Source organism: Plasticicumulans acidivorans, from assembly GCF_003182095.1.
In the GTDB taxonomy this organism is placed as follows: Bacteria; Pseudomonadota; Gammaproteobacteria; order Competibacterales; family Competibacteraceae; genus Plasticicumulans; species Plasticicumulans acidivorans.
In genome coordinates this window covers 581181-604224 of the sequence record NZ_QGTJ01000001.1, presented here as the reverse complement: position 1 = coordinate 604224, position 23044 = coordinate 581181, and the positions used below count along the sequence as shown (strand labels likewise).

At 66.2% G+C, this 23044-nt stretch carries 25 protein-coding genes, 1 tRNA gene and 1 pseudogene; 24 read left to right on the top strand and 3 right to left on the bottom strand.

What is annotated here, in order from left to right; all coding sequences use genetic code 11:
- The first annotated feature begins 16 nt into the window (after nucleotides 1-16).
- The 17 genes from C7443_RS02460 to C7443_RS20240 all read left to right on the top strand — a co-directional run bounded on the left by C7443_RS02460 (nucleotide 17) and on the right by C7443_RS20240 (nucleotide 18010).
- Nucleotides 17-394 carry a hypothetical protein gene (locus tag C7443_RS02460; protein ID WP_110016981.1) on the top strand — a complete coding sequence of 126 codons (378 nt, stop codon included), beginning with the start codon at nucleotides 17-19 and terminating at the stop codon, nucleotides 392-394.
- Nucleotides 395-458: 64 nt separating this feature from the next.
- Nucleotides 459-782, top strand: coding sequence for a hypothetical protein (locus tag C7443_RS02455; protein ID WP_110016980.1), 324 nt, complete (start codon nucleotides 459-461; stop codon nucleotides 780-782).
- Between the two features lie 112 nt (nucleotides 783-894).
- Nucleotides 895-1413 carry a head-tail connector protein gene (locus C7443_RS02450; RefSeq protein ID WP_110016979.1) on the top strand — a complete coding sequence of 173 codons (519 nt, stop codon included), beginning with the start codon at nucleotides 895-897 and terminating at the stop codon, nucleotides 1411-1413.
- A complete protein-coding gene (locus tag C7443_RS02445) occupies nucleotides 1395-1964 on the top strand; it encodes a head-tail adaptor protein (protein WP_110016978.1) in 570 nt (189 codons plus the stop codon). The genes C7443_RS02450 and C7443_RS02445 overlap by 19 nt, the downstream gene beginning before the upstream one ends.
- Entirely contained in the window at nucleotides 1961-2557 is a 597-nt protein-coding gene (locus tag C7443_RS02440) for a hypothetical protein (RefSeq protein WP_110016977.1), read from the top strand. The genes C7443_RS02445 and C7443_RS02440 overlap by 4 nt, the downstream gene beginning before the upstream one ends.
- A complete protein-coding gene (locus tag C7443_RS02435; RefSeq protein ID WP_146213211.1) occupies nucleotides 2554-3042 on the top strand; it encodes a hypothetical protein in 489 nt (162 codons plus the stop codon). Before C7443_RS02440 ends, C7443_RS02435 begins: the two co-directional genes overlap by 4 nt.
- An 81-nt stretch (nucleotides 3043-3123) precedes the next feature.
- Nucleotides 3124-3864, top strand: a complete 741-nt coding sequence (locus tag C7443_RS02430) for a phage tail tube protein (protein WP_110016975.1) — start codon at nucleotides 3124-3126, stop codon at nucleotides 3862-3864.
- Between the two features lie 81 nt (nucleotides 3865-3945).
- Nucleotides 3946-7974: a phage tail tape measure protein gene (locus C7443_RS02425; protein WP_110016974.1), complete on the top strand. Its 4029-nt coding sequence runs from the start codon at nucleotides 3946-3948 to the stop codon at nucleotides 7972-7974.
- Complete coding sequence (locus C7443_RS02420) at nucleotides 7971-8345, top strand: hypothetical protein (RefSeq protein ID WP_110016973.1); 375 nt, start codon at nucleotides 7971-7973, stop codon at nucleotides 8343-8345. The genes C7443_RS02425 and C7443_RS02420 overlap by 4 nt, the downstream gene beginning before the upstream one ends.
- Before the next feature lie 2 nt (nucleotides 8346-8347).
- Nucleotides 8348-11866, top strand: coding sequence for a hypothetical protein (locus tag C7443_RS02415; protein ID WP_110016972.1), 3519 nt, complete (start codon nucleotides 8348-8350; stop codon nucleotides 11864-11866).
- Nucleotides 11863-12990, top strand: coding sequence for a hypothetical protein (locus C7443_RS02410; RefSeq protein ID WP_110016971.1), 1128 nt, complete (start codon nucleotides 11863-11865; stop codon nucleotides 12988-12990). Before C7443_RS02415 ends, C7443_RS02410 begins: the two co-directional genes overlap by 4 nt.
- Nucleotides 12987-13280: a hypothetical protein gene (locus tag C7443_RS19765; RefSeq protein WP_146213210.1), complete on the top strand. Its 294-nt coding sequence runs from the start codon at nucleotides 12987-12989 to the stop codon at nucleotides 13278-13280. The genes C7443_RS02410 and C7443_RS19765 overlap by 4 nt, the downstream gene beginning before the upstream one ends.
- Nucleotides 13277-13684, top strand: a complete 408-nt coding sequence (locus C7443_RS02405; RefSeq protein ID WP_110016970.1) for a hypothetical protein — start codon at nucleotides 13277-13279, stop codon at nucleotides 13682-13684. Before C7443_RS19765 ends, C7443_RS02405 begins: the two co-directional genes overlap by 4 nt.
- Nucleotides 13681-15795 (top strand): hypothetical protein, encoded by a 2115-nt coding sequence (locus C7443_RS20245; RefSeq protein WP_110016969.1) that lies wholly within the window; start codon nucleotides 13681-13683, stop codon nucleotides 15793-15795. Before C7443_RS02405 ends, C7443_RS20245 begins: the two co-directional genes overlap by 4 nt.
- An 80-nt stretch (nucleotides 15796-15875) precedes the next feature.
- A complete protein-coding gene (locus tag C7443_RS02395; protein ID WP_110016968.1) occupies nucleotides 15876-16370 on the top strand; it encodes a hypothetical protein in 495 nt (164 codons plus the stop codon).
- Nucleotides 16370-16996 (top strand): DUF4124 domain-containing protein, encoded by a 627-nt coding sequence (locus tag C7443_RS19760; RefSeq protein WP_146213209.1) that lies wholly within the window; start codon nucleotides 16370-16372, stop codon nucleotides 16994-16996. Before C7443_RS02395 ends, C7443_RS19760 begins: the two co-directional genes overlap by 1 nt.
- Nucleotides 16997-17260: 264 nt before the next feature.
- Complete coding sequence (locus C7443_RS20240) at nucleotides 17261-18010, top strand: phage antirepressor N-terminal domain-containing protein (protein WP_211346137.1); 750 nt, start codon at nucleotides 17261-17263, stop codon at nucleotides 18008-18010.
- 59 nt (nucleotides 18011-18069) lie between these two features.
- Here the strand turns inward: C7443_RS20240 and C7443_RS02380 are convergent, their stop codons facing one another.
- A complete protein-coding gene (locus tag C7443_RS02380; RefSeq protein WP_110016966.1) occupies nucleotides 18070-18501 on the bottom strand; it encodes a type II toxin-antitoxin system HicB family antitoxin in 432 nt (143 codons plus the stop codon).
- Nucleotides 18502-18577: 76 nt separating this feature from the next.
- On the bottom strand, nucleotides 18578-18760 hold the full coding sequence (locus C7443_RS02375) for a type II toxin-antitoxin system HicA family toxin (protein WP_110016965.1): 183 nt from the start codon (nucleotides 18758-18760) through the stop codon (nucleotides 18578-18580).
- A gap of 165 nt (nucleotides 18761-18925) precedes the next feature.
- Here C7443_RS02375 and C7443_RS02370 point away from each other — a divergent pair, with 165 nt between their 5' ends.
- The 4 genes from C7443_RS02370 (at nucleotide 18926) to C7443_RS02355 (ending at nucleotide 21089) form a co-directional block, all read left to right on the top strand.
- Complete coding sequence (locus tag C7443_RS02370; RefSeq protein ID WP_110016964.1) at nucleotides 18926-19726, top strand: glycoside hydrolase family 19 protein; 801 nt, start codon at nucleotides 18926-18928, stop codon at nucleotides 19724-19726.
- Between the two features lie 366 nt (nucleotides 19727-20092).
- A complete protein-coding gene (locus tag C7443_RS02365) occupies nucleotides 20093-20437 on the top strand; it encodes a DUF1840 domain-containing protein (protein WP_110016963.1) in 345 nt (114 codons plus the stop codon).
- Entirely contained in the window at nucleotides 20434-21021 is a 588-nt protein-coding gene (tadA, locus tag C7443_RS02360) for a tRNA adenosine(34) deaminase TadA (RefSeq protein ID WP_281279371.1), read from the top strand. Before C7443_RS02365 ends, tadA begins: the two co-directional genes overlap by 4 nt.
- Nucleotides 20998-21089 (top strand) — tRNA-Ser (locus tag C7443_RS02355). The genes tadA and C7443_RS02355 overlap by 24 nt, the downstream gene beginning before the upstream one ends.
- A gap of 303 nt (nucleotides 21090-21392) precedes the next feature.
- On the opposite strand, the pseudogene C7443_RS20330 reads toward C7443_RS02355, so the two are convergent.
- Nucleotides 21393-21666: pseudogene (locus C7443_RS20330) on the bottom strand (MFS transporter); the annotation flags it as partial.
- Here C7443_RS20330 and C7443_RS02345 point away from each other — a divergent pair.
- The 3 genes from C7443_RS02345 to C7443_RS02335 are packed head-to-tail and all read left to right on the top strand — an operon-like array spanning nucleotide 21642 to nucleotide 23035.
- The gene (locus tag C7443_RS02345; protein ID WP_246004506.1) at nucleotides 21642-22478 is read left to right on the top strand and encodes a LysR substrate-binding domain-containing protein; all 837 of its coding nucleotides are present in this window, start codon (nucleotides 21642-21644) and stop codon (nucleotides 22476-22478) included. The pseudogene C7443_RS20330 and the gene C7443_RS02345 sit on opposite strands and share 25 nt — an antisense overlap.
- The gene (locus tag C7443_RS02340) at nucleotides 22471-22731 is read left to right on the top strand and encodes a hypothetical protein (RefSeq protein WP_246004505.1); all 261 of its coding nucleotides are present in this window, start codon (nucleotides 22471-22473) and stop codon (nucleotides 22729-22731) included. The genes C7443_RS02345 and C7443_RS02340 overlap by 8 nt, the downstream gene beginning before the upstream one ends.
- A 13-nt stretch (nucleotides 22732-22744) precedes the next feature.
- The gene (locus C7443_RS02335) at nucleotides 22745-23035 is read left to right on the top strand and encodes a CRISPR-associated endonuclease Cas2 (RefSeq protein ID WP_110016960.1); all 291 of its coding nucleotides are present in this window, start codon (nucleotides 22745-22747) and stop codon (nucleotides 23033-23035) included.
- Nucleotides 23036-23044: the final 9 nt, after the last annotated feature.

The following is a 23044-nucleotide window of genomic DNA, read 5'->3' as shown; positions in this document are numbered from 1 at the left end:
CCCGTCGAGGTAACCCATGTTCCGCGATCAGAGCCAGAACCTGTCCGTCGCCGCCAGCCTCGTGCCGGCCGCCCGGACTGCCACTGCCAACGGCACCGGCATCGACCTGCAGGGCTTCCGTGCGGCCACGGTCATCGTCAGCGCCGGCACCATCACTGACGGCACGCACACGCCGAAGGTGCAGGAAAGCGACGACAACAGCGCGTGGACCGATGTCGACGCTGCTGATTTGACCGGTTTGCTGGTCGCGATCATCAGCGCCAGCGTGCAGGAGGTCGGTTACCGCGGCCTCAAGCGCTATCTGCGCGTCGTCAGCACCGTCAGCGGCGCCACCACCGGCGGTGTCTACAGCGCCAGCGTCATCCGTGGCCAGCCGCTCAAGTCGCCGAAGTAAGGGGCCGCTGCCATGAGCTTCCGCCTCGTCAAAAATTACGCAGTCCAGCCCAGCGGTGACACCGATGGCTGACATCCTCGTCACGGTCTACGGCGGCGGCGTCAAGCGCCTGAAGGACAAAGGCGACGGCACGGTTGCGGAGGTCGTCGAGGCGTCGGTTACGCTCGGCGACATCACGGCCGGTGGCCTTACCGACCCCGAATCAGCCGCGCTGCTGGCGGGCGCGACGGCCGCCAACCAGGCCACACAAATCGCCGCGGCCAGCACGCTGCTGACGCTGCTGCCGACCGCGCTCGGCGGCCAGCTTGCACCTGCGGCGCTCGCGGTCGTGCAGGTCGACCTCGATCCGCTCGTGGTGATCGCACAGATGGGGCTGAGGACAGTATGACGAAGCCGCTGCTCTCCGCCCCGATCGCCGCCGCCCCCGGCCCGGCCGTGCCCGGGTCGCACGACGCAGCCGACCCAGAGACCGGCACGACGGCGTGCATCGAGGCCACCCCATGAGCCTCCTCCTCGTCACCCCGCCCGCCTGCCTGCCGCTCGACCTCGAAACCGCCAAGCTGCACGCGCGCATCGACGGTACCGACCGCGACATCATCCTGTCCGGCTCGCTCGCCGCCGCGGTAGCGATGGTCGAGGCCGCGACGCGGCGGGCGCTGATCGCGCAGGGCTGGCGGCAGATCGAGCTGGCGCCGTGCGCATCGATAACGCTCGCACGCTGGCCGGTGCTCGAACTGCTGACAGTCGGTGACGAGCGCGGCGCTCTGGTCGAGGGAGAGGACTACACCGTCACCGGCCGCGGCCCGGATGCGGTCAGCGTCGCGCCGGTGTTCGGCTGGCAGGGGGAGGTCGTCATTGAGTACCGCGCCGGCTACGGCGAAAGCGGCGCCGATGTGCCCGCGCCGCTGGTGTCGGCCGTGGCGCTGCGCTTCGTTGCTCTGATCGACATCGACCAGGAGCCGGCCTGCCGGCGGGCGGCCGAAGCGCTCGAGGCGCCGTATTGGGTGCCGCGCCTGTGAAGGCCTGGCGGCTCAACACCCGCGCCGAGCTGTACGCGCTCGAAGGCGAGCCGCCGGCGCCGGTCGCGCTCGGTCCGCTCTGGTGCAGCGGTGCCATCGTCCCCGAGACGACGGCAGACATCGCCCCCGCGCAGGGGCTGCGCTCAGCTGTGCCAGTCACGATCCGCGCCCGCTGGTCGCCCCTGCTGCGCGCCGGGCGGTACCTCAGTACCGCGGCCGGCGATCTGTGGCACATCGATAGCGTCCGCGACCCGGACGGCCGACATACCGACATGCTGTGCACGACCACGGCGCTCGACGGTGACTTGGCCACCATTACACCGACGACCGGCAGCGCCTACCCGGTACGTGCTGCACTGATCCGCGACAGTGCCAGCATCGGGACTTACGCCGGCGGCCAAGAGCTACGCACGCGTATCGAGCTGGCGCTGATCGAGGCTCCGCGGCTCGTGCCCGGTGAGCGGATCGCCGTCGCCGGGCACATCTGGACCGTCGTTGAATCCGTCGACGGCAGCACTGACGGCGTCGTCTATCAGGTGTGGGTACGATGACCTCGACCATCGAAGGGCTGGATGTGCTGCGCAGGTGGGGTGACCGCCTCGCAGCGTTCCCGGAAGTGCAGGCGCGGGCCAGCATCACCGCGCTGAACTATGTCGCCGACTACAGCCGCGAGGATTTGACCGGCGCGCTGCATGCCGACACTGGCCTGCCCGCTGCCCGCCTGCAGTACGCCATGGCCGTGCGCCGCGCCACGCAGCGCCGGCCCGGCCTCGCCCTGCTGGTCGCCGACAGTACCGGCGTGCCGGTGCGCGAATACCGCTACCAGGCGCAGCCGGTGACCGGTGGCCACGGCACCCGCGCGCGCATCCTCGTCGACTTCCCCGGCGTCGGGCGCAAGATCGCCGCTGGCTTCATCAACCCGAAGGCGCACAGCGGCCGGCCGCAGCCGCTCGCCACCCGTAACAGTTACGCCACCCAGGCTGGCGGCGTCGTCACCCGCTGGGCGCGGCCGACGCCGGCCATCGGCCCGAGCGTGGCCGCGGCCGTCAAAGCCGCCGTGCGTGGCACACGCGCCGAGCACTACCAGGCGCTGCTGCTCGCGCACTTCGAGCGCCGCCTGATCGCCGAATGGAAGAAGGCGTGAACGCTCGTATCACCGATATCACAACCGAACTCATCGCGCGCCTCAGCGCACTGCCGGCGCTGGCTGGGCGCGTTTACCGCGAGCGTGTCGCCCGCATCGGTGATGCTCTGCCGCCGCGGCCGTTCGGCGTTCTGATTGCCGTCAGCGACGAGATGACGGGGGGTACACCTGCCAGACCCGTCTATTCGCGCGCCGCGCTGCTTGAACTCGTCGTCGACGCCGGCGAGGCCGACAGCCCGCCGGGTGCCGATCCGCAGGCCGAGTTACAGGCCGCGATTGCGGCCGCGCAGACCGCACGCGATGCGCTGCTGCGTGATGTGCGCGCCTGCCTCGCTGGCCTGATCGCACCCGGCGGTCGTGTGCTGGGCGGGCTGGCGCAATCGCTCGCCAGCGGCGGCTGCGAGATCGAAGAACCCGATACCGGCAGCACGCTGGCCGTGCTGCGCGTGCCGATCGTCATCGGCTACACCGAACCGGGCCGCTGACACGGCCCGGCGTGTCGTCACCATCCACCCGCCGCCCGGCGGGTTTTCTTTGCCCGCTGCTTGCTACAGAGGTGTGCCGCCGTGCTTGAAAATTATGGTCTGCTGACCGACGTTGACGTGCTGCTGTTTCGCTTGAACGCAGGTGTTCGGCAGGGCGGCTTTGGTCCCGTCAACTGCAGCAAGCTGGACATCACTCAGCCGGACCCCGATTACGTCGATCGCCCCTCGTTCAGGCGTGGTGAGAAAGGGCAGTTGCTCGACAGCTATCCGGTACCGAAGGCCTTAGAGATCGAGATCGTGTTTGACGACATGCAGCCCGATCTGCTGTCGATGGGGCTGCGGGGTGTCCCGGCCACCTATCTGCAGGCGGCCAAAACCGACGAGGCGGTGACAGTCCATGTCTACCATGACCGCTGGGTGGCGCTCGGGAGCAACTCACTGACCGCGTTCGCCATCGCCGGAAAGACAGCCGGTGAAGACTACGAAGTTGACCTCGCGGCCGGCCTGCTGCGGGTGCTCTCGACCGGCAGCATTGCCGACGACACGGCTGTGGACGCGACGCTCAGTTGCCAGGCGCGTGTCGGCAGCGAGATCTACATGGGCACCGTGCCTCTCATCCAGCTGGGCATCTTGACCGTCGGCGGCAATCTGTACTACGACGGGCAGGCGGTCGAGCTCGAAGTGGGGCAGGCAAGCGTCACGCCCTCTGGCGCGCTGGCGTGGGTGACCAATGAGCCGGTGTCGATCACGCTCAAGGGCAAGCTGGTCACCCCGCACGGCTGGCAGGGTCCGGTGCGCTACCGTGCGCACACAGCGGCGTAAGGATGTTCCTCGCAGGTGCAGGATGAGCTGCCGATGCCAATAAGCCCCGCCACGGCGGGGCTTTTATTTTGAAGAGATCGCATGGCCACCGAAGTCATCAGCGCCAAGTTCCGGCTCGACACTGTCGAGTCGGCGAAGAACCTGCGCCAGTTCTCGGCCGAGTGGACGGCCTTGCTCAAGGAACTGGGTAAGTCTCCGACCGAGATCCGTGCGTTCAATGCGCTCGCCAAAGACGTGATGGCTGGTAAGGTCGCCATCGAGTCACTCGACGCCGAAACCCGCAAGCTGGTCGAGACCTACCAGCAGTTCCGCACGCTCGCCAGCGCCCGGCAGCAACTGAACCTGATTCCGCAACAGCAAATCGCCGCAGAGGTCGAGAAGCTGCGCGCCGCCTACGACACGCTGCGCACCAGCGGCAAGCTCTCGACCGAAGAACTGGCGCAGGCGCAGCTCAAACTGCGCGAGGGAATCGCCGATCTGGAGCGGGGCACAGTCGGCTGGAGTGATGCCCTCGGGCGGGCCAAAGGGGAATTGGCGACCGTCGCGGCGGCGGCCGGTGGTTTGGTCGTGGCGGCCAGTGCAGCCGTCGACTTCGAGACCTCGATGTATCAGGTCGAGAAGACGACGAACGCGACGCAGGAGCAGCTGGCAACACTCAGTGCGCAATTCCGCGAGCTGTCTACCCAGCTGCCGCTGAGCGCGTCAGCGCTGGCTGAGATTGCAGCGGCCGGCGGTCAGCTTGGTGTTGCCAGCAACGACATTCGTCAATTCACCGAGTTGGTCGCCAAGATGGCGACCTCATTTGATATTGCCCCGGCGGCCGCCGCGAAGTCGGTTGCCACGCTGAAAACGGTGTTTGGCCTCGGACTGGCCGAGGTCGAGCGGTTGGGGGATGCGGTCAACACGCTGGGCAATAACACGGCGGCGCGCGAGGCTGACATCGTTGAGGTGTTGGCGCGCATCGGCGGCTCGGCGAAGAATTTCGGGCTGGCAGCTGACCAGGCCGCTGCGCTGGGGGCTGCGTTCCTGGCGCTCGGAAAACCGCCAGAAGTGGCGGCGACGGCGATCAATGCGCTGCTCACCAAGATGCAGACGGCCAACATTGCCGGCGACGATTTCCGCACCGGGCTCGCCCGCATCGGTTTATCAGCGGAAGAGCTGGCAGCCAACATCAAGGCGAACCCGCAGCAAGCGATTCTCGGCCTGCTGCGGTCCCTGCAGAAGCTGGATACCCAGTCTCGCGCTGAGACCCTGTCGCGCCTGTTCGGCGCGGAGTATCAGGACGACATCTCGCTGCTGCTGGGCAGTCTCGGTGAGTACGACAAGGCGCTCGGACTCGTAGCGAATAAGACGCGCGTCGCCGGGGCGATGCAGCAGGAATTCGACAAGCGCCTGCAAACCACTCAGGCGCAGCTCGACATCCTGCAGAACGTCGTCAACACAGCGGCCATCAATCTGGGCAACGTCTTCCTGCCCGCGATCAGCGGCATAGTGCAGGCGCTCGGTCAGGGCGTCGCGGGGCTGGCCGCGTTCATCGATCAGTTTCCTGCACTGACAGGGGCCGCCACCATTTTGGCCACGGCTGCCACCGCGGCGAAGGGGCTGGAGCTGGCGCTGCTGGCCGTCACGGCCGCCGGTGCACGTCTGCCGACTGTGACGGCGGCGATTACTGCGCTGCGTACAGAGATCACGCTCGCGACGCTGGCAGCCAACAAGTTCAGCACGGCATTCGCAGCGGTTGCCTCGTTCGAAATCGGCTGGAGTATCGGCGAGAAGCTGCGCGAGGAATACGCCGGGGTGCGCAAGTTTGGTGTCGCGCTGGTTGGCGGCATCATGGAGATTGCGGAAGGTGTGCGCTACGGCTGGGAACTGACCAAGGCGTCGTTCACGGACGACACCTGGGACGCCGCTTCCGAGCGTCACCGGCAGCGCCTCGGCACGCTGCGCGACGAGTTCACGCAACTGTTCATCGACGCCGAGCAGGGACCGAAGAAGGCGACGGCAGCGTCCGATCAGGCGGCCGCTGCGGCGGCAAAGATGGGCGCCGCGGCGCAGACTGCCGGGGCTCAGGTAGCGGCCGCTTACGAACGCCTGCCGAAATCGGTGCAGGAGACGATCGATAAGCTGGGCCAGGCCAAGCGCCAGAGCGAGGCACTCGGGCCGGTGTTCGCAGCGTTGCTCAATGAAGGGCTGTTCAGCGGCGCTGGTGCGGCCGGTGTGCAGCGCGTAGCCGACGCGCTCGATCTGGTGCGCCAGCGCTCTACGGTCACGAACACCGAGATTCAGAGCGGCCTGTCGACAACGCTGGCGCAGCTCTCTGGCAATGACCTGCTGCGGTTTCAGCAAGAAGCACAGCGCGCGTTCGGCGGTACGTTTGGATATGCGGATCGCCTATCCCAAATCCTGAGCGGTACGTTGAGTGCGGCGTTGGCGAAGCTGGGTGTTGACGCTGCCTCGGTGGGCGTCGGCTTTTCGCAGGCATCGACGGACGCTGTCGATGCATTTCGCACGGTGCTGGCCAACGGTACCGCGTCGGCCGATGCGGTGCGCGGCGCCTTCGCTGGCGCGTTGTCGAAGGTAACGACCATCGGCGATGCCGATGCTCTGGGCGGTCTGTTCCGTCAGTGGGCGCAAGCGGCCGGGTTGTCGGCCGACGAGATCGACTTGGCGCTACTGCGTGTCAAAGGGCGCATCGGAGCGATCAAGGACGCCACCGATCCGGTCGCAAAGGCGTTCTCTGACTTAGGCGTTCAAAGCCAGGAGAGTCTTAACCAGATCGCCGAAAGCAGTCGCTTGGCGTTCGAGATCATCAGAAATTCCGGCACCGCCAGCGCTGGCGATGTGCAGAGCGCATTCCTGCAGTACGCCGAGCGGGCGGTGGCCGCCGCTCGCGCTGCCGGCGACGGCAGTGAACAAATTATCGCGGCGAATCTGGCAGCAAAGGCGGCAGCGTTGGGGGTCGGTGAGGCGTTTGACAAGCTCGCTGCGGAAGCTATGCGTGCGGGAAACGCAGGTCAGAAGGCTGGGCAGCAACTCGCCGGTGTTGGGTCTCAGGTGCAAAACAACACCAACCTGACACAACAGAATACTGACGCGAACCAGCAAAACACCGACGCCGCACAAGCGAACACCCAAGCTGTGCAACAGCAAGGGCAGCAGTTGGTGAGTACAGCCTCAGCGGCTGAGGTTTTGGCAGAAAATATGCGCATCGCACGACAGCGGGTTTACGAGCTGTCGACTGCCGCCGGCATTGCATTTGATGAGCTGCGCCAAGCTCATGTTGGTATGCGGGAGCTATTTCCGCAGGAAGTCCGCGACGATATTGACCTCGCGAGAGGCGGCATCGAAGCGCTCGAAGTGCAGCTGCGCAAAACCACTGATCGTATGGCCTCCATGCGTGAATACCTGCAGGGAGAGTCGCTCGGTTGGCAAGAGTACACGCAGTACTTTCTGGATGCCGAGGAGGTCACGCGGAAGTATTACCAGACCTCGCTGGATGTGGCGCGTGCGCAGGCCGCACTCGACAGGTCGATGGAGCGCGGGGGCGCATCTGCCGCTCAGCTCGCGCAGGCAACCAGTTTGGCGGCGAATGCGGCGAAGTACCTCGACGAGTCGCAGCTATCGGAGTTCACGGCGTCGATTGAGCGCGCGCGTGAAGCGGTACAAAGCCTGCGCGAGGATCTGGCGGGCACTGTCGCGCAGCTTGAGCAACAAAACGCGCAGCTGCGCGGTGATCAGGCTGAGTACGAACGGCTGAGATACGCCGAGCAGCGCGCGAAATTGGAACAGCAGGCCACCGCCGCGCGTCAGGCAGGTGATCAGCAGTCCATCGGCAATGCCGACAAGGCGCTGCGGCTGGCAGAGCAAAACTATCAGCTCACGCTCAAACAGCAGGCTGCGCAGCAGGGCGCCAATGCCGCCAACTCATCGACGGCGGCAGCTCAATCAACGGCCCCAGCGCGAAACACGAGGGCCGCTGCGACGGGTCGTACCGCCCGCCTGGAGCTGTCAATCGGTGGGCGTGAGGTCTCTGTCGCCACCGACGATAGCGCGATCAACCAGGTGCTCGATGCGGTCGAGCGTGCCACCCGATTTGGTGGGCGGCGATGAGCTGCACGCTCGACGGGATCGTGCTGCCGGACGACACCCTGTGGACGGACGAGCTCACCGGCGACTGGTCTCCGGTGGTCGAGTCTGTAGATCGGGACATCACTGGCTCGCTGATTGTGGAGCCGTTCACGCTGTCGGCTGGTCGGCCGGTGACGCTGGCCGTGCACTGGCTCACTCGCGAGACGCTCAGCGCGTTGAGCGCCACGCTGACGGCTGGCCGCGAACTGACGTTGCTGCTGCCGGACAGTCGTGTGCTGGCCGTCGGTTGGCGCTACGACGTCTCGCCGATAGCGGCTGATGAGCTGCTACCGACAGCCCCTACAGACCCGAGTGACTGGTTCGACGTCATTCTTCACCTGCGCACGGTCTGATCATGCCCATCACCGACGACTCGATCACGTATTACGCCAGCCAGCGAATGACCGATTACGATGACGGCGGCGGGCTGCCGTCGCCGACAGTCATCGTGTTCGGAGCGGAAAACGGCATATGGCCTGATCTGGCTGAGCTGGACTTCACCGGTGTCGTCAACGTGCGCTCCATTTTTGCGATCGCCGCCACCGCAGACGATTCCGAGTGGTATCGCGCGTACTCATTCATCGCGCAGCCGCCCATCAGCGATGACGTGAGTATCGCCCTGCTGCCGCCCGGTGCCTGGGACGACACGCGCGTCGACGTCGTCGGGCGCAGCACCAACGAGCTGCTCGCAGCCAGCTATTTCCCCGGATTTCTGATGCCCGGTGCCGGTGTCGGATCGCGCCAGATCCAGATCTGGCAGCAGCCTGGCAATGAAGCGCCAGTGCCTGGCGATGTGCTGGTGCTTCAATCGGCCAGTGCAGAACAGTACGTGCGTGTCGCGGCGGTCGAGTCAGCAATGCGCACCCGCGTCGATGACAAGGGCGAGTACGCCCGCACGGTGCTGACCGTCACGCTCAGTGACGACTCTGCGCTGGAGAGCTCGTTCACCGGCACGGATATCGCGCGCGCCGATCCACAGGTCGCGTCGCTGGCGTCAGTCGTGCGTGTCACGCTGGCGACCGGTGCTGCGCGGCTGTGGGGGATCGCTGCCACGACGGCACCGATTGCACTGGGATCACCGACGGTGCAAGTGGAGCGCATTCGGCAGCCGCTGGTACCGTCGGCGACCACGGAGACGGCGATTGCCAGCCTGCAGGCGGGCGCCAGCCGGGCACAGCTGGTGCAGGCCGGCGGCGTGCTGCGGCTGGCCAGCGGCGTGACTGGCAGCGTGATCTATCTGGCGCGTGCGATTACTCCGGGCACGGTGACGATCAGCGGCACCGCCACGCTGGTCGATCTGGGCGATGGCACGGCGGCAGGCAGTGGGCTCACCGCGACGATCGATTACGCGTCGGGGACCATTCGCACATCAATCGGCGGCACTTGGCACGTCGACGCCGCGCCGGCCGCCCGTGTCGTCGGAGTCGTGGATACTGCCGAGACCGCCGTCACGACCGGCAATCGTGGGTATACCTACGCATACACGGCCGAGCCACCGCCGGCACCGGGTACCGTCTCGGTGTCATATCTGTCGGATGGCACCTGGCTCACCCTCGCTGATGACGGCGCCGGCACGCTGAGCGGCGCCGGCGGCGCTGGCAGTGTCAGCTACGTGGACGGGGACATCCTGCCGTCTCTGGCGGCACTGCCGGATCTCGGATCGTCGATCGTCTATCAGTACGCCGTCGCGGCCGAGTACACCCGGCGAGACGGCGGATCAGTGATCCTCGATGCGCGGCACCGGGTCGAGCTCCCGGCCGGGCTGCAGCCCGGCAGTGTGTCTGCCAGTTGGACCAGTGCGGGTGTCGCGCGGACGTTGGTCGTCGGCAGCGACGGTGTGATCAGCGGGCACGCCAGCGGATCGCTGGTGCACGGCACCGGCATTGCCGACGTGGTCTATGCGTATTTGCCGGATCCGGGGTCGATGGTGCATTGGCTCGTCGAGCGCCGTGCGGTCAGCACCGGCACGCTGGCCGCCACGCACATCAATGCGACCAGCTGCAGCTGCACGCTGCCGGCGCCCGCTGTCCCGATCCGCCCTGGCGGTTTGCGGGTCACGCTGCGGGCGGTGCGTCTCGATGCCAATCCGTCGACCACGGGCACCAACGATGTGGTCGATCTGCAGCCGTCGTTCTGGATCGAAGACGCTGCGCTCATCGATGACGGCGCCGGCCGCCTGCTGTGGGGTGGCGTCGACGTGGGCAGCGTTGACTACGCCACGGGCGATATCGTGATCTCGCTGTCGTCCAGCACGGCGCGCGAATCGTGGCTGACCTATTACTCGGACGCCCGAGGGAAGGAGCTGCAAACGCGCATCAGCGTGGGTACGCTGCCGTCGATTGATGCTGCGCCGGTGGTCGATTACTGGTCGACGATCGACGCGTCGGCAGACGCCGACGAGCTCTACGCAGAGGCAGGCCCTCTGCGCGTGGCGTTGCCGGTGGGCGGTGAAGAGATCGTCAGCGGCTCGCTGTCACTCAACCTCAGTGGGGATCGCTACTGGGAGAGTGGTGGCGTGGTGTACCGCGCGCTGGTGCCGACGTCTGGCGCCGCCACGGCGGTGGGCGTGCTCGATGCCGCGGCCGGCGTGGTGACGATCACGGTCACGCCCGGCACGCCAGTGTCGAGCGCCACGCTGGAGGCGCTGCTGACCCGCAGTGCCGTGCGGCCGACCACGGAGCTGGTCGGCTACGTGCCGAGCCGGCCGTTGAAGGGCGGCGTCACGCAGATCCACGCGACGGCGACTGACGGCACGGCGATCAGCGCGACGGACGACGGCAGCGGCGTGCTCGCCACAGGATTGCTGCGCGGGACCATCGACGTTGACAGCGGTCTCTATCGGTTGCGATTCGGCGACTGGCTGGCGGTGGCGTCACTGACGCCTGACGATCTGACCGCTGCCTGGTACTCCGCCGACCTGATCGTTGGCGATCAGATCTGGCGGCCGCGCGCCGTGCTGCCGGAAACGGTGCGGCTGACGACGGTGGCCGTGTCCAGTGTGCCGCTCAGCTCGGATCAGGTCGGGATGCCCAGCACGCGGTTGCCCATCGACGGCCAGCTGCCGATATTCCGGGCGGGTGACGCCGTGCTCGTCCACTACACGCACGAGACCACCGGCGGCATGCCCGCCGCTGGCACCGTGATCAACCTGGGCTACGACCGGCTGCAGCGCGTGCGCGTACTCGATGCAGCTGGACAGCGGGTGTCGAGCACGCTCTACACCGTAGACCTCGATGCAGGGCTGCTGACGTGGGTGACGCCTCTGGACTTGACCGGCCACAGTGCGCCGTACAGCTACCAGGCGCGCATCGCCGATGTGATCCGCTGCCGGCGAGTGGACGTGGACGGCACGCTGACGCTGATGCGCGCGGTCTCACACGACTATCCGGCAGGCAGCTTCGTCAGCACGCTGCAGGAGCACGGGACGTTGCAGCCGCGGACCAGCTATCTGCACGCCCAGCAGACTTGGACCGGGGTGTGGTCGGATGAAGTGATTGGTGCCGCGGCGGCGTTAACCTATGACGATGCCGCCCAGCCGATCGCCGTCACAGGGGCTGGAGCTGTCGAAGAGCACTGGCGCATCACGCTGACCGATAGCGCTGGGAACGTGAAAATCTATGGGCGGGCGCTCGGATTGGTGGCGCTCGGAAACGTCAACGATGGCCTGTCGCCAATCAACGACACCACCGGGGTGCCGTATTGGTCGATGGCTGCCGCCGGGTTCTCACTCGATCGGACGGTTGGCTCGACGATCATATTCCGCACCCACCCCTGCGGCGTGAAGCTGGCGCTGGTACGTACTGTCGATCTCGACGCATCGGCCAGCGGGGTGGATTCGTTTAAGGTTGAGACCGCTGGCGGAGTGGACGTATGAACTACCCGGTGAAGTGGTTCTCTAGCCATGATGCGGCCGGTACTGCTGTGGCTGGAGCGCCTGCTCTGAGCGGCACAGCCGGTAGCCTGATTGCACTGATCGATGCCTGCAGCGCTGGGTACTGTGCGGTCACCCTGAGTGCGCTGACGGTGTCTGCTGGCACCGCGACAGCCACGGTCAACACAGGGCATCCCTATCTAGACCAGCAGATCATCGAGATCAGCGGTGCCGGGGCTGCGCTGGATGGGCAGCACCGCGTCACCAGGGTCAGCGCGACGACGTTCGCGTGGGCAACAGCCGCTGCAGACGGCACGCTCAGCGGAGCAATCACCGCCAAGGTGGCTGGGCTCGGCGGATGGGCGAAAATTTACACTGCAGGTAATTCGGCCATGTACCGGTCGTCCAGTGTATTGGGGCGACAGTTCACCTATTTGATTGACGATTCGGCTGGTACGACGGCTGTGCTGCGTGGCTACCGTGCGGCTACGGCGATTGATGCAGGTGCCTCACCGTTTCCTGGCAGCGACACGGTACGTATCGCAAAATCCTCCGGCGGAGATGTGCGGTGGGTCGTTGTGGCCGACGAGCACACGATTTACGTTGCCTGCGGCACGTCAGCGTCAATCAGTCGTATGCGACTGCACATGTTTGGTGATCTGGGTCGCCTGGCGCTGACCGACGGTTACTGCTCCGCGGTCGCAGGTTTCGGAGTAGCGTCGCAGGATGAGTCGTTTGCGGTCCTGCATTCCGCCCGACGCCTCACTGATTCTGTGGTGACGATTGGATACCCGAGTGGTTGGTCGGGGGAGTCGTCTATCGATGCCGGCGCAGTGGTGTCAGACGGTGTCGCGGTCTGGACTCCTGGGTACGGGTTTGGCCCGCCCTATCCGGCCCCAAGTGGCGGTGCGCTGGTTATCCCTCTGCATGCAGCTCATGGCGGCGCGCCGCGCGGCCGCTGCCGCGGTTTATATGGGCTGTTGCATGCATCAGGGTATCCGTCTGCAGGTCTGGTCGACATCGGCGGCGTGCTGGCCGTACTAATCACTGGGTATGTCTCTGATGCGTCTAGCGTGAAGCGGGCTGGCGCGCTGGCAATCGCGATTAGCGACTGGGAGGCGCCGTGAGTGTTTTGGGCAGCCTGCGCGCTGGCGGATCGGCTGACCTGACGGGAGACGGCGCGCTGGCGGGCACGCTCTACCTGGGCAATCCGCCACAGCCCGGTCTAGGTCGCGTGCGCGTGCTGGATGCAGACTCCGGGCGAGTGGCTCGCGAGGTGTGGAGTGACGCCGCGACCGGCGCCTATCAGATCACCGGGCTCGCCACGGACCGTGAATGGATCGTTCTGGGCACCGATCCCACCGGTGTGCAGGACGCTGCTGTGCACGATCGTCGTCGAGCGGAGCTGCCGACGTGATCGCCGTGCTCGATCCGCTGGCCGTCGCGGCGGCGACGGCTCGTGCAGCGCGTCTGCTGGCCGGGAGCAGTGATCCGCGCTTGGAGATCTACAGCGACCCGGTGCCGGCGGTCGGCGCTGCGCCTGACGCGGCCACCCTGTTGGCTGTCTGGACGATCGACAGGGCTGACATCAGCGCCAGCGGCCGGGCGCTAGTCATCACGGTGCCCGCCACCGCTCCCATGGTCGCCGCCGCAGGCGCGGCGACGTGGTGTCGGCTGATCGCCGGCGATGCGGTGGCGATGCTCGACGGTGATGTGGGTGACGACACCAGCACCGCGCTGGTGCGTATCTCGGGCGGAACCTATCTGCGCGCGGGCGAGCTGCTGGTGCTATCGAGCGCCCTGGTGCTCACCGAGTCGTGACCGACCTCTATCTGCGCAGTCCGCTGCCTGCCTCGTCGGGCAGCGTCGATCTGTGGCTCGGCGATCCAGGCACAGCGCCGAGCACCGAGCATGCAGTCACCGCCGGCGGCGAGCTGCCTGGATTGGCAGGACACGTCAGTGCTGCGCGTGGGCGTAGCGTCGCCGCCGGCGGCAGCGTCGGCCTGCTGCTCGCAGGCCTCGGCCTCGGTGTCGACGTCGATATCAACGTGCCGCGGGGTATCGGCGCGCAGTGTCACAGCCCCTGGCGGGGAGCAGGGCGAGTCGATGCCGCCGCCGGCGGCGACTTCACGGCGCGTCCCGCTGTCGGCGGTGCGGCGCGCAGTCAGTGGCGAGCGGCTGTCGGTAGCGGCGCTGATGCGGCGACGGCCTGGCGCAGCAGTGGCGGTGCCGCCGGTGCCGCGGCGGTGCAGTGGACTGACGCACGCAGCACCGGCCAGACCGTGACGGCTGGCTGGCGGCAGTTGTCGCGCGTCGCCGCACTGCTCGGTGACCACTATGCCGATGCCGATCGCGCGGCCGGCGGTGGCCTGCTGCTGTGGCAATACCTGCCGCGCGCTGATCTCTGGCTGCGGACCGGCTGGCAGACGGCGGATCGGCCAGCTGTAGAGGCGATGGGCGCGTGGCGGCGAGCCGGCCGCGGTGCCGCTGATCGCCTCAGCCGGTGGCGTGATGCCGTCTATCCACGCGCCGCCAGCTTCTACCCGCCCGTACCAGTGCCAGCCCCCACGCCAGTGCCGCGGCCGCTGCTGGGCAGTCCAGTCGATCTGCGCCTGTGCCGCCGGATCGACCCAGACGACTGGGGCGCACTGGCCCTGTGGTTGGGGCGGCCAGCGTGTCTGCCAGCCATTCCCCTTCGGAGGATCTACTACGTGCCAACCACCTACAGTCTGGTGCGGGCCGCCGACGGCGCGCCGATCCCGTGTGCGGGGATGGCCTTCGAGGTCGACGCCGACACCGGGATCATCCGCGCCAGCGCGTCACTGCTCGGTCCCGATGTGCTCGGGCTGCTGGAGCCGCTGGCGGATGACGAGCCCGTCGAGCTGGTCGCCGACATCAACGGCGTGCACTGGCGCTGGCTGGCCGACGGCTGGACGGAGGAGATCCGTCACGGCCGGGTGACGCGGCAGCTCAGCGGATATTCGCTGTCGGCGCTCCTCGATGCGCCGTATGTGCTGCCGCGCGACCGCACGGCCTCGGTCGCTGCCACGGTGCGCCAGCTGGCAGATGGCGAGCTGGCCGAGTGGTCCGACTGGCTGATCGACGACTGGCGCGCCGCCGACTGGCTGGTGCCGGCGGGCGTGTGGACGCTGGCCGCCGCCACACCGCTGGCCGCGATCACGCAGCTGGCGCAATCAGCCGGCGGCGTCGTCGTGCCGTCGCGGACCGCCCGGCGACTGAGCGTGCTGCCACGTTATCCCGTGCTGCCGTGGGCGTATCAGGACGCCGCCCCGGACCTGATCGTGCCCGGCGGCGCCGGCGTGACCGTGCTCAGCCGCCGCAGTACGCGGCCGCCGCAGGCCGAGGCGGTTTACCTCGGCGGCGGCGAGGCTGACGGGCTGCTGGCACGCGTGCGTCGCACCGGCACCGCCGGCGCCACGCTGGCCTCAACGGTGCTCGATCCGCTGCTGACGCACGCAGACGGCCTGCGCGCGCGCGGTGCACGGGAGTTGGCCGCGCTGTGGCGGCAGCCAGCGGTCAGTTCATTCGAGCTGCCGCTCGGTGCAGATTTTCCGCTGGTCGAACTGGGCCAGCTGCTCGATATCGACGGCGCGCGCGGCATCGTCTCTGCGCACCGCGTCTCGCTGGAGTCGCAGGGCAGTGCCTACCGCGTGCGCCAGCGCGTCACGCTCGGTGAAGACACCGGCTCGGTGGCGCGGCGCTGGCGGGCACTGGTCGCGAGTGATCCGCTGCTGGCCGGCGTCGTCACGGCCGCGACAGGCGCCGACGGCCGCGTCACCGTGGCACTGCTCGGCGGCGGCACGATCCGCCCGCGGGGTGCGGCGGCGATCGGGGAGAGCGTTTACGTGCGCGGCGATGTGCTGGCCGGCGCTGCGCCGGTGTATTCGGCGGCGTTGGAAATCGAGGTGTGATTGATCGCACAGACCGCGTGCAAGCCATTACTGATGCTCCATCGCTACGATCAGCGCAGTGTTTGGAGGGAGAGCAGGGAATGGAGCAGGCACCGAGTAACATCGGACGGGAGTGCAAGAAGTGCGGAAAGGTGCGTGGCGAAAAGGACGGGCCTCCGTACACCGAATGCGCGTTCTGCGGCGCGAACTACGATGAGTTCGAGGCTGCGCTGGCGAGGCTGAGGAAGCCGCCCGCGCCGGCACCAGCACCAGCACCCAAAGCGCCAGAGCCGGCCATGATGGAGCCGCCGCCATGGCGCCCAGCCGGAAAGATCGAGATCCCCGGACTCTCCGCCGCCAGTTATCTGCGCGGCATCGCCGTGTCGATGCTCGTGTTGCTGGGGATTTCGGCGGTTGGGATGTTGATTGTCGCGATAACGTCGAGCGAGCGAAGCGGGCTTGAGTGGGGTTTGATCGTCGTCATGTTCGGCGCCGCTCTGGTAACGCCATGCCTGCTGATCGGCTTCGCGAGCATCGTGACCAACATCGCCGAGATGCGCCGGTTGTTGCACGAGCAGCTGAAGGACAAGACGTGATGCGTGCGCTGATCGGGCGTATGACGATGAGATGTTTACTCACGCGATCAGCTCTCGTTGTGCTCGCCGTATTGTTTTCGATGACAGTGCGCGCTGATGTCTTTCAATGTGCTGGTCCGAATGGACGGCCGGTATTTCAAGACAAGCCGTGTCCTGGTGCTGTGCCGACAGTGCCCAGTGCATCCAGTCAGGTCGGATCATGCGAAGAACAAATACAAAGATGGCGACAAGCGGAGTTCGATCGTGTGCGCAAGCGACAAGCCATCCCCATTCCTGCCCCGGCCTGTATGGAAGAAGAAAACCGCCAGCGGAGACAAAGGGATGCTGCTGAAGCCGCAGCCATCGCCAAGTCAAAGGCGGCCGCGGCTGAATACGATCGCAAAATTGAGCAGCAGCGTGCAGATACCTGCGGCCGATCACCGAGGACACGTCAGGCAATTTTGCAACACAAGCCGATCATCGGCATGACGGCTGATGAAGCGCGCTGTGCACTGGACGGTCAGTTTATTCATGTCAACCGCACGACCAGCGTCTACGGCGTCAGTGAGCAGTGGGTCATAGGACGTGGTAGCGACACACAATATCTCTACTTTAACAACGGCATCCTGACGACGATTCAGGACTGACGACTTGCGCCCCGGCGGGCCGCAGTCCTATCCTGATCCCGTCGCCCCCAATGGGCGGCCGGGCCTGGAAACCCGAGTATCAAGGCGCGCAAGCGCCAAGACCATCGCGGCGCTTTTTTCGTGTCCGCGATATTCTATGGCGGGCCGCGCGGGGACGCCCTCGGGCGTGCCGGTTCCTTGGTCCCGGTTTTCCAGCCCCGCGCGGTCCGTCACCACCCGTCTGGAAACGGCGGTGACGGCTCCAACTTGACCAGGAGCCACACCATGAACACCCCGATTCCGTCCGTCGTACCTGTGCCGTTCCACGGCGCCACGCTGTTTGTTACCGACTACGACGGCGAGCCATGTGCCCCAATGAAGCCAATTGTCGAAGGCATGGGGCTGAACTGGGCAGGCCAGCACGAGAAGCTTAACGGTAGCCGCTTCAAGGTCTGCGTCCGGGAAATCCAGATGCAGCTTCCCGGCGACACTCAGCGTCGCCCGATGACCTGCCTGCCGCTGCGCAAACTCCCCGGCTGGCTGATGAGCATCCACCCGAACAAGGTCCGCGCGGAGCTGCGCGAGCGCATCATTCAGTACCAGACCGAGTGCGACGACGTGCTGTGGCAGCACTGGAACCAGCGCGCCGGCCGCACCGTCGACGAGCCGGTCGGCCCGGAGCTGATCGGCCGCGTCATCAACGCCCTCGGCCGCGCGCTCGACGACACCCCGCCGCGTCTCGACATCGACTTTCCCGTACAGCGCTGGCTCGACGAGAACCCGGCGCTTGCCCGCGAACAGTTCGCCTCCGGCAACACACTGAACATCCCGGCGCGCGTGCTGTTCGGCATGGACTCACGCTCGCCGATATCGGCGCTGCTCGTGCTCCTCAGCCGCGCCGGCTACAACGTCGACGCCTGCCGCATCGAGATCATGGCCCTGCGCCACCACCTCGAAATGTTCGACCAAGCACTGGACGGCATCCAACGCGGCGCCGGATCACGCCGGGCCGGGACGTTCAGGATCGCTCGGTGAAGTAAAAAAGGGTGCTCAGATTCTGAGCACCCTTGTTCTCCGCGGGGCGAGCAGGCAACTCAGGTGTCCCGGCGTCCGGTTTGTTGCTGGCGCGTAAGCAGCAAGAGCTGAGCGCCCTCGGCCAGCGCACCGCTACGCGAGCGGAACGCGCCCTCGGCGACGGCCTGATCCAGCCGGCGCAGCAGGCGACCGGGCAGGGTGACGTTGATCTTCTCGGCTTTGCCGAGGTAGGGCGTCACGTCGATGTCCGCCAGTGCCCAGGTGCAACCTTGCAGGTCTTCACGCTGCACCAGGGCGTCGACAGTCGATGCCTCCGGGATGTCTTCGTCGTCTTCAGCCAGTAATTCAAGGTGGCCGCGGATGGCCTCGTGCGCGGACTTGATGGCTTCCTGCAGGGTGTCTCCTGCCGAGAAGCAGCCAGGAATGTCCGGAACGATGACGCCGAAGGCGTGATCGGCATCGCCCGGCTCAATGGCGAGCGGATAGAACATAGCTGTCCACCTACTGTGTCGCGTTGCGTGTGTCCTTAATGAGTTATGTGTTGAAAGCGCCCTGAAAATTCCGGGCTCACTTGAGCCCGGCCTGATTCAGGATGCTGTTAACCGTTTTCGGTGGCAGATCCTTTTTCGGATGGGGAACCGTTACGAGCCCCTTCTTGATCGGATGTTTGAAGTGGTGGTGACTGCCAGTCACCCGCACTTCCTGCCAGCCGTCGTCTATCAGCGCCCTGATGATGTCGCGACTATTCATTTGCGGCCTCATCTGCTCCAAAAGACAGGGGTTATTATAACCCCAAAAAAGCCGCCGTCAATAACTCCAGGGTTATTTGTATTCGATTCCTGTGCCGATGTGGCAGGGGGCGCGCGATAGGTGCGATCGAGGCGGATCAGTGTTGCTATTTATAGGAGTGCTCAGATGATCTTCGGATCGGTCGGATTCCATCAGACCAACCAGCGCGACGACGTCGAAACCGTGCAGCGCCTGCTCAACCTCAACGCCGCAGGCTTTGGCCTCGATCCACTGCTCAAGCCCGACGGCATCTTCGGCACCAAGACCACCGAGGCTGTGCGCGGCTTCCAGCAGAAGATGATCGGCATGGCCGAGGGCGACGGCTGCGTGCAGCCGGGCGATGCCACATTGCGCGCGCTGTGCGCCACGCTGCCGGGCGCACTCGATGCCGTGCTGCTGCAGTTCATCTTCCTCGCCGCCGCCGAGGACGCGCTCGCCGCCCTGGCGGCGCCGATCATCGACACCATGCAGCGCCACGACATCACCACGCCGCAGCGCGCCGCGCACTTCATCGCGCAGATCGGCCACGAGAGCGGCGAGCTGCGCTACCGCGAGGAGATCGCCAGCGGCGCGGCCTATGAAGGCCGCCGCGACCTCGGCAACACCCAGCCCGGCGACGGCCGCCGCTACAAGGGCCGCGGCCTGATCCAGCTCACCGGCCGCGCCAACTACGCCGAATACAGCAAGACCAGCGGCCTCGATGTCGACGTCGTCGCCGAGCCGGCCCGCGTCGCCACGGATGATCGCCTCTGCGTCGACGTCGCCGGCTGGTACTGGTCTCGGCGCGAGATCAACGCCCTGGCCGACCGCGACGACCTCGAAGCCGTCACCCGCCGCATCAACGGCGGCTTGAACGGGCTGGCGGACCGCCGGCGGCTGCTGGGACGGGCAAAGGCGGCTATCGGCATCTATAAAACCATCAGTTAACATATTGATATTATTAGTGTGCCCTTTGCGTTTTTTACGCATTTTTGATGCACAAATAAATGTAAGTTTTCTTTTTAAATCAATAATCTATTTTCGTTTGCTCGCGTCAATGGGGTGCAGGTGGTCGGAGGTTCGAATCCTCTCGCCCCGACCAAAAAAAGAGCCAAATCAGTCACTTGACTGGTTTGGCTCTTGTCTTTTCAGGTGTTCTGTAAAACCTCTATAAAACTCCGCTGCCGTTTGCCTGGGGCTGCAGCCTGTCTTGAAGCTGTGGTGGCGTGGTGCTGCTCAGTCAGTATTCTGAAAACAGGTCGAGACAGGCCGGCTGAGCGGTGGTGCGAGCTGGCCCTGAAGGGAGGGTTGTTCATGCTGATTCGATTCCATGGCGAGAACACCGGCAGCATCATGATGTTCGAAAGTGCGGCGCACGAACTGTTGAAGCTGATGGATACCAGCGGGGCACCGAAAGGCGCTTTGATGGCAGAGGACGTTCCGCATGCCTTGTCCTGCCTGGAGCAGGCGCTCGAAGCCTTGCGCGACAGCGAGGCGGATGCCGTGCGGGTGAATGAGGCACAGGCTGAGCAGGCCGCGGAGGAGGGCCGGGAGGTTGCCGAGGTCGGTCCTGGACTGCTGGTCCGCGCCGCGCCGCTGCTCGAACTGCTGCGCGAAGCCGTGAAGACCCGGTCCTACTTCATGTGGGAGCCGGCGTGAGCGCAGCGTCGGTCAGGGCCGGGGATGTCGCCGCTGCGTTCAGTGTCGACGATGAGCGCTGGATGCGTCACGCGCTCGTGCTGGCGCAGCGTGCCGAAGCTGCCGGGGAAGTGCCGGTCGGCGCGGTGCTGGTGCGTGACGGTGCGCTGCTCGGCGAGGGGGCGAATGCGCCGATCGGCTGCGTCGATCCCAGTGCCCACGCCGAAATGCTCGCCCTGCGCGCCGCCGCAGGCACGGTTGGCAATTACCGTCTGCCCGGCAGCACGCTCTACGTCACGCTGGAGCCCTGTCCGATGTGCGCCGGTGCACTGGTCCATGCCCGTGTCGCGCGCGTCGTCTTCGCTGCCGCGGATCCGCGTACCGGCGCCGGTGGCAGCGTGTTCGACCTGATGCGCGACCCGCGCCTGAACCACCGCTGCGTCGTTGAGCAAGGCCTGCTGCGAGATGACAGCGCCGCTGTGCTGCGGGCGTTTTTTCGCGCCCGACGTGGAAAAGCACGGGATGGCGGCGAGCAAGGCTTGGCGAACGACACCGATCCTTGTATAGTCGCGCGCCTCGACGGAGAGGTACCGAAGTGGCCATAACGGCGCCGACTCGAAATCGGATGGGGGTTAATAGCCCCACGTGGGTTCGAATCCCACCCTCTCCGCCAACTGAATAAACAAAAAACCCTGCCCTTGCCGGCAGGGTTTTTTGTTTGTCGAACCTGGGTACGCAGGGGCTGGACGCCACCTGCTGAGTGAGCGGCTGCTCGACTGTCCAAGTGGCGGCTGGCCACTGCCGCAGCAGGATGAAGACAGTACCGACGGAGGCGAGAGTACCGGCGGAGGCGAGAGTCGCGGCGATCAGCACATAGCTGAGGCGCTGGATGCCGGTCGCGGAACTCTGTTCCAGCGTTGTGCGCGACAGCTGCGGCAGCAGTCGGGCTGCGCTGTTGAGATCGCCGGTGGCGAGCCATGGAGGGCGCCAGCCCGAGCAGCAGCGATACCGCGCTGAACAGGCCGATGCCGAAGACGAACCCCCGTTTGCGACCTAAGCGATCAGCCAGCGTTCCGGCGGCCATCAGGGTGCTGCCGAAACTGAGCATGAAGGCGTTGGTGATCCAGGTGAGTGCTGCCGCACTGCCGCCCGAGGGCATGGCCGATCGCCGGCGTTCTACGCGCGCTGCCGGCACATTCTCGATGAACTGCGCGAGGCCGAAGCGATGCTGGCGCAGACGCCGCGCTCACCGCGCGGTCGGCTGCGCATCAGTGTGCCGACCATCGGCTACCGTTTTCTGCTGCCGGTCATTCCCGAATTTCGCCGGCGTTATCCTGAAATCGAGCTGGATCTCGACTGCAACGACCGCCTCGTCGATCTGCTCGAAGACGGCGTGGATGCTGTCATCCGCAGCGGCGAGCTGAGCGATTCGAGCCTGAAATCGCGTCGGCTCAGCGCATTTCACAGCCTGCTCTGTGCTGCACCGGCGTATCTGCAGCGGCGCGGTACACCGCAAGTGCCGGGTGAGCTGCAGCAGCATGATTGCCTGCGTTTTCGCTGGCCGCATTCGGAGCAGCTGCAGCGCTGGCCGCTGCGTGATGCGGCCGGCGTCGACCCGTTGCGCGGCCCGTCGCCACTGACCTGCAACAACATGGAAGCCCTGCGCAGCGCCGCGATCGCCGGCCTGGGCATTGCCTGCATGCCGGACTTTCTGCGCGCGATGCCGTGGCCGACGGCCGACTGGGCCGTGTGCTCGACGATTATCTCGCCGATGCCGGCCAGTTCAGCATGCTCTGGCCTTGCAACCGCCTGCTGTCGCTGCGACTGCGGGTGTTCATCGATTTCGTGGCACAGACGCTGTTTCAGGACGAGGCGGATACCGTCTCGACATAACGGACTGAACGGCATCGTGAACCGTCCTCGCAAGCTAGCCGTTGCCGCCACCTCGATCCGTGGCGGGCATGCTGTCCGCTATTGGAACACGCGGGAGCTGCAACATGTGGACGATGGCTTTTGGCTGGCGCGAAACGGCGGACGGCCTCTGCATCGAAGCCGTGTTTGAGGCCGCGGACGACGAGCCGGCCGCTGACGGCCTGCAGCGCTACGACGCCCTGCCGGCGTTGCTCGAAGCGCTCTGCAGGCAGGCGGATGATGGCCGGCCTGCATCGATCAGCCGCGAGGTGCTGGGTGCGCTGCGCGACGAGCTGCGGCGTGGGCAGCAGGCCCGGCGGCAGCTCGACAGCCTGCGCGACCACCTCGGCGCAGCGGCGGCGCTGCTGTGGCCGCAGACCCCGCGCGACACGCTGCCGTTCTGAAGGCGACACCGCCATGAGCCGCCGCGATCTGTACATCGCCGCCTACGACATCAGCGACGCGCAGCGCTTGCATGAGGCGCTGCTGCTGCTCAAGCGCTACGCCAGCGGCGGGCAGAAATCGGTGTTCGAGTGCTTCCTCGATGCCGACGAACGCCGGCGGCTGCTCGGTGACATGCGCACGTTGCTGGACGACGACACGGATCGCTTCCTGCTGCTGCCACTGCGTGCCGGTCAGGGGGAGCGCACGCGCACGCTCGGGCGCGCCGCTGCGGCGATCGACCCGGATTTCTTCTACGTCGGCTGAACGGAGGCG

Coding starts and splice junctions, on each gene's coding strand:
- C7443_RS02395 (WP_110016968.1), top strand. CDS start 15,876: ATGGAGCAGGCACCGAGTAACATCGGACGGGAGTGCAAGAAGTGCGGA.
- C7443_RS02365 (WP_110016963.1), top strand. CDS start 20,093: ATGCTGATTCGATTCCATGGCGAGAACACCGGCAGCATCATGATGTTC.
- C7443_RS19760 (WP_146213209.1), top strand. CDS start 16,370: ATGCGTGCGCTGATCGGGCGTATGACGATGAGATGTTTACTCACGCGA.
- C7443_RS02335 (WP_110016960.1), top strand. CDS start 22,745: ATGAGCCGCCGCGATCTGTACATCGCCGCCTACGACATCAGCGACGCG.
- C7443_RS02455 (WP_110016980.1), top strand. CDS start 459: ATGGCTGACATCCTCGTCACGGTCTACGGCGGCGGCGTCAAGCGCCTG.
- C7443_RS02375 (WP_110016965.1), bottom strand. CDS start 18,760: ATGAATAGTCGCGACATCATCAGGGCGCTGATAGACGACGGCTGGCAG.
- C7443_RS02380 (WP_110016966.1), bottom strand. CDS start 18,501: ATGTTCTATCCGCTCGCCATTGAGCCGGGCGATGCCGATCACGCCTTC.
- C7443_RS02440 (WP_110016977.1), top strand. CDS start 1,961: ATGACCTCGACCATCGAAGGGCTGGATGTGCTGCGCAGGTGGGGTGAC.
- C7443_RS02370 (WP_110016964.1), top strand. CDS start 18,926: ATGATCTTCGGATCGGTCGGATTCCATCAGACCAACCAGCGCGACGAC.
- C7443_RS20240 (WP_211346137.1), top strand. CDS start 17,261: ATGAACACCCCGATTCCGTCCGTCGTACCTGTGCCGTTCCACGGCGCC.
- C7443_RS02415 (WP_110016972.1), top strand. CDS start 8,348: ATGCCCATCACCGACGACTCGATCACGTATTACGCCAGCCAGCGAATG.
- C7443_RS02460 (WP_110016981.1), top strand. CDS start 17: ATGTTCCGCGATCAGAGCCAGAACCTGTCCGTCGCCGCCAGCCTCGTG.
- C7443_RS02420 (WP_110016973.1), top strand. CDS start 7,971: ATGAGCTGCACGCTCGACGGGATCGTGCTGCCGGACGACACCCTGTGG.
- C7443_RS02450 (WP_110016979.1), top strand. CDS start 895: ATGAGCCTCCTCCTCGTCACCCCGCCCGCCTGCCTGCCGCTCGACCTC.
- C7443_RS02410 (WP_110016971.1), top strand. CDS start 11,863: ATGAACTACCCGGTGAAGTGGTTCTCTAGCCATGATGCGGCCGGTACT.
- C7443_RS02425 (WP_110016974.1), top strand. CDS start 3,946: ATGGCCACCGAAGTCATCAGCGCCAAGTTCCGGCTCGACACTGTCGAG.
- C7443_RS02345 (WP_246004506.1), top strand. CDS start 21,642: ATGCTGGCGCAGACGCCGCGCTCACCGCGCGGTCGGCTGCGCATCAGT.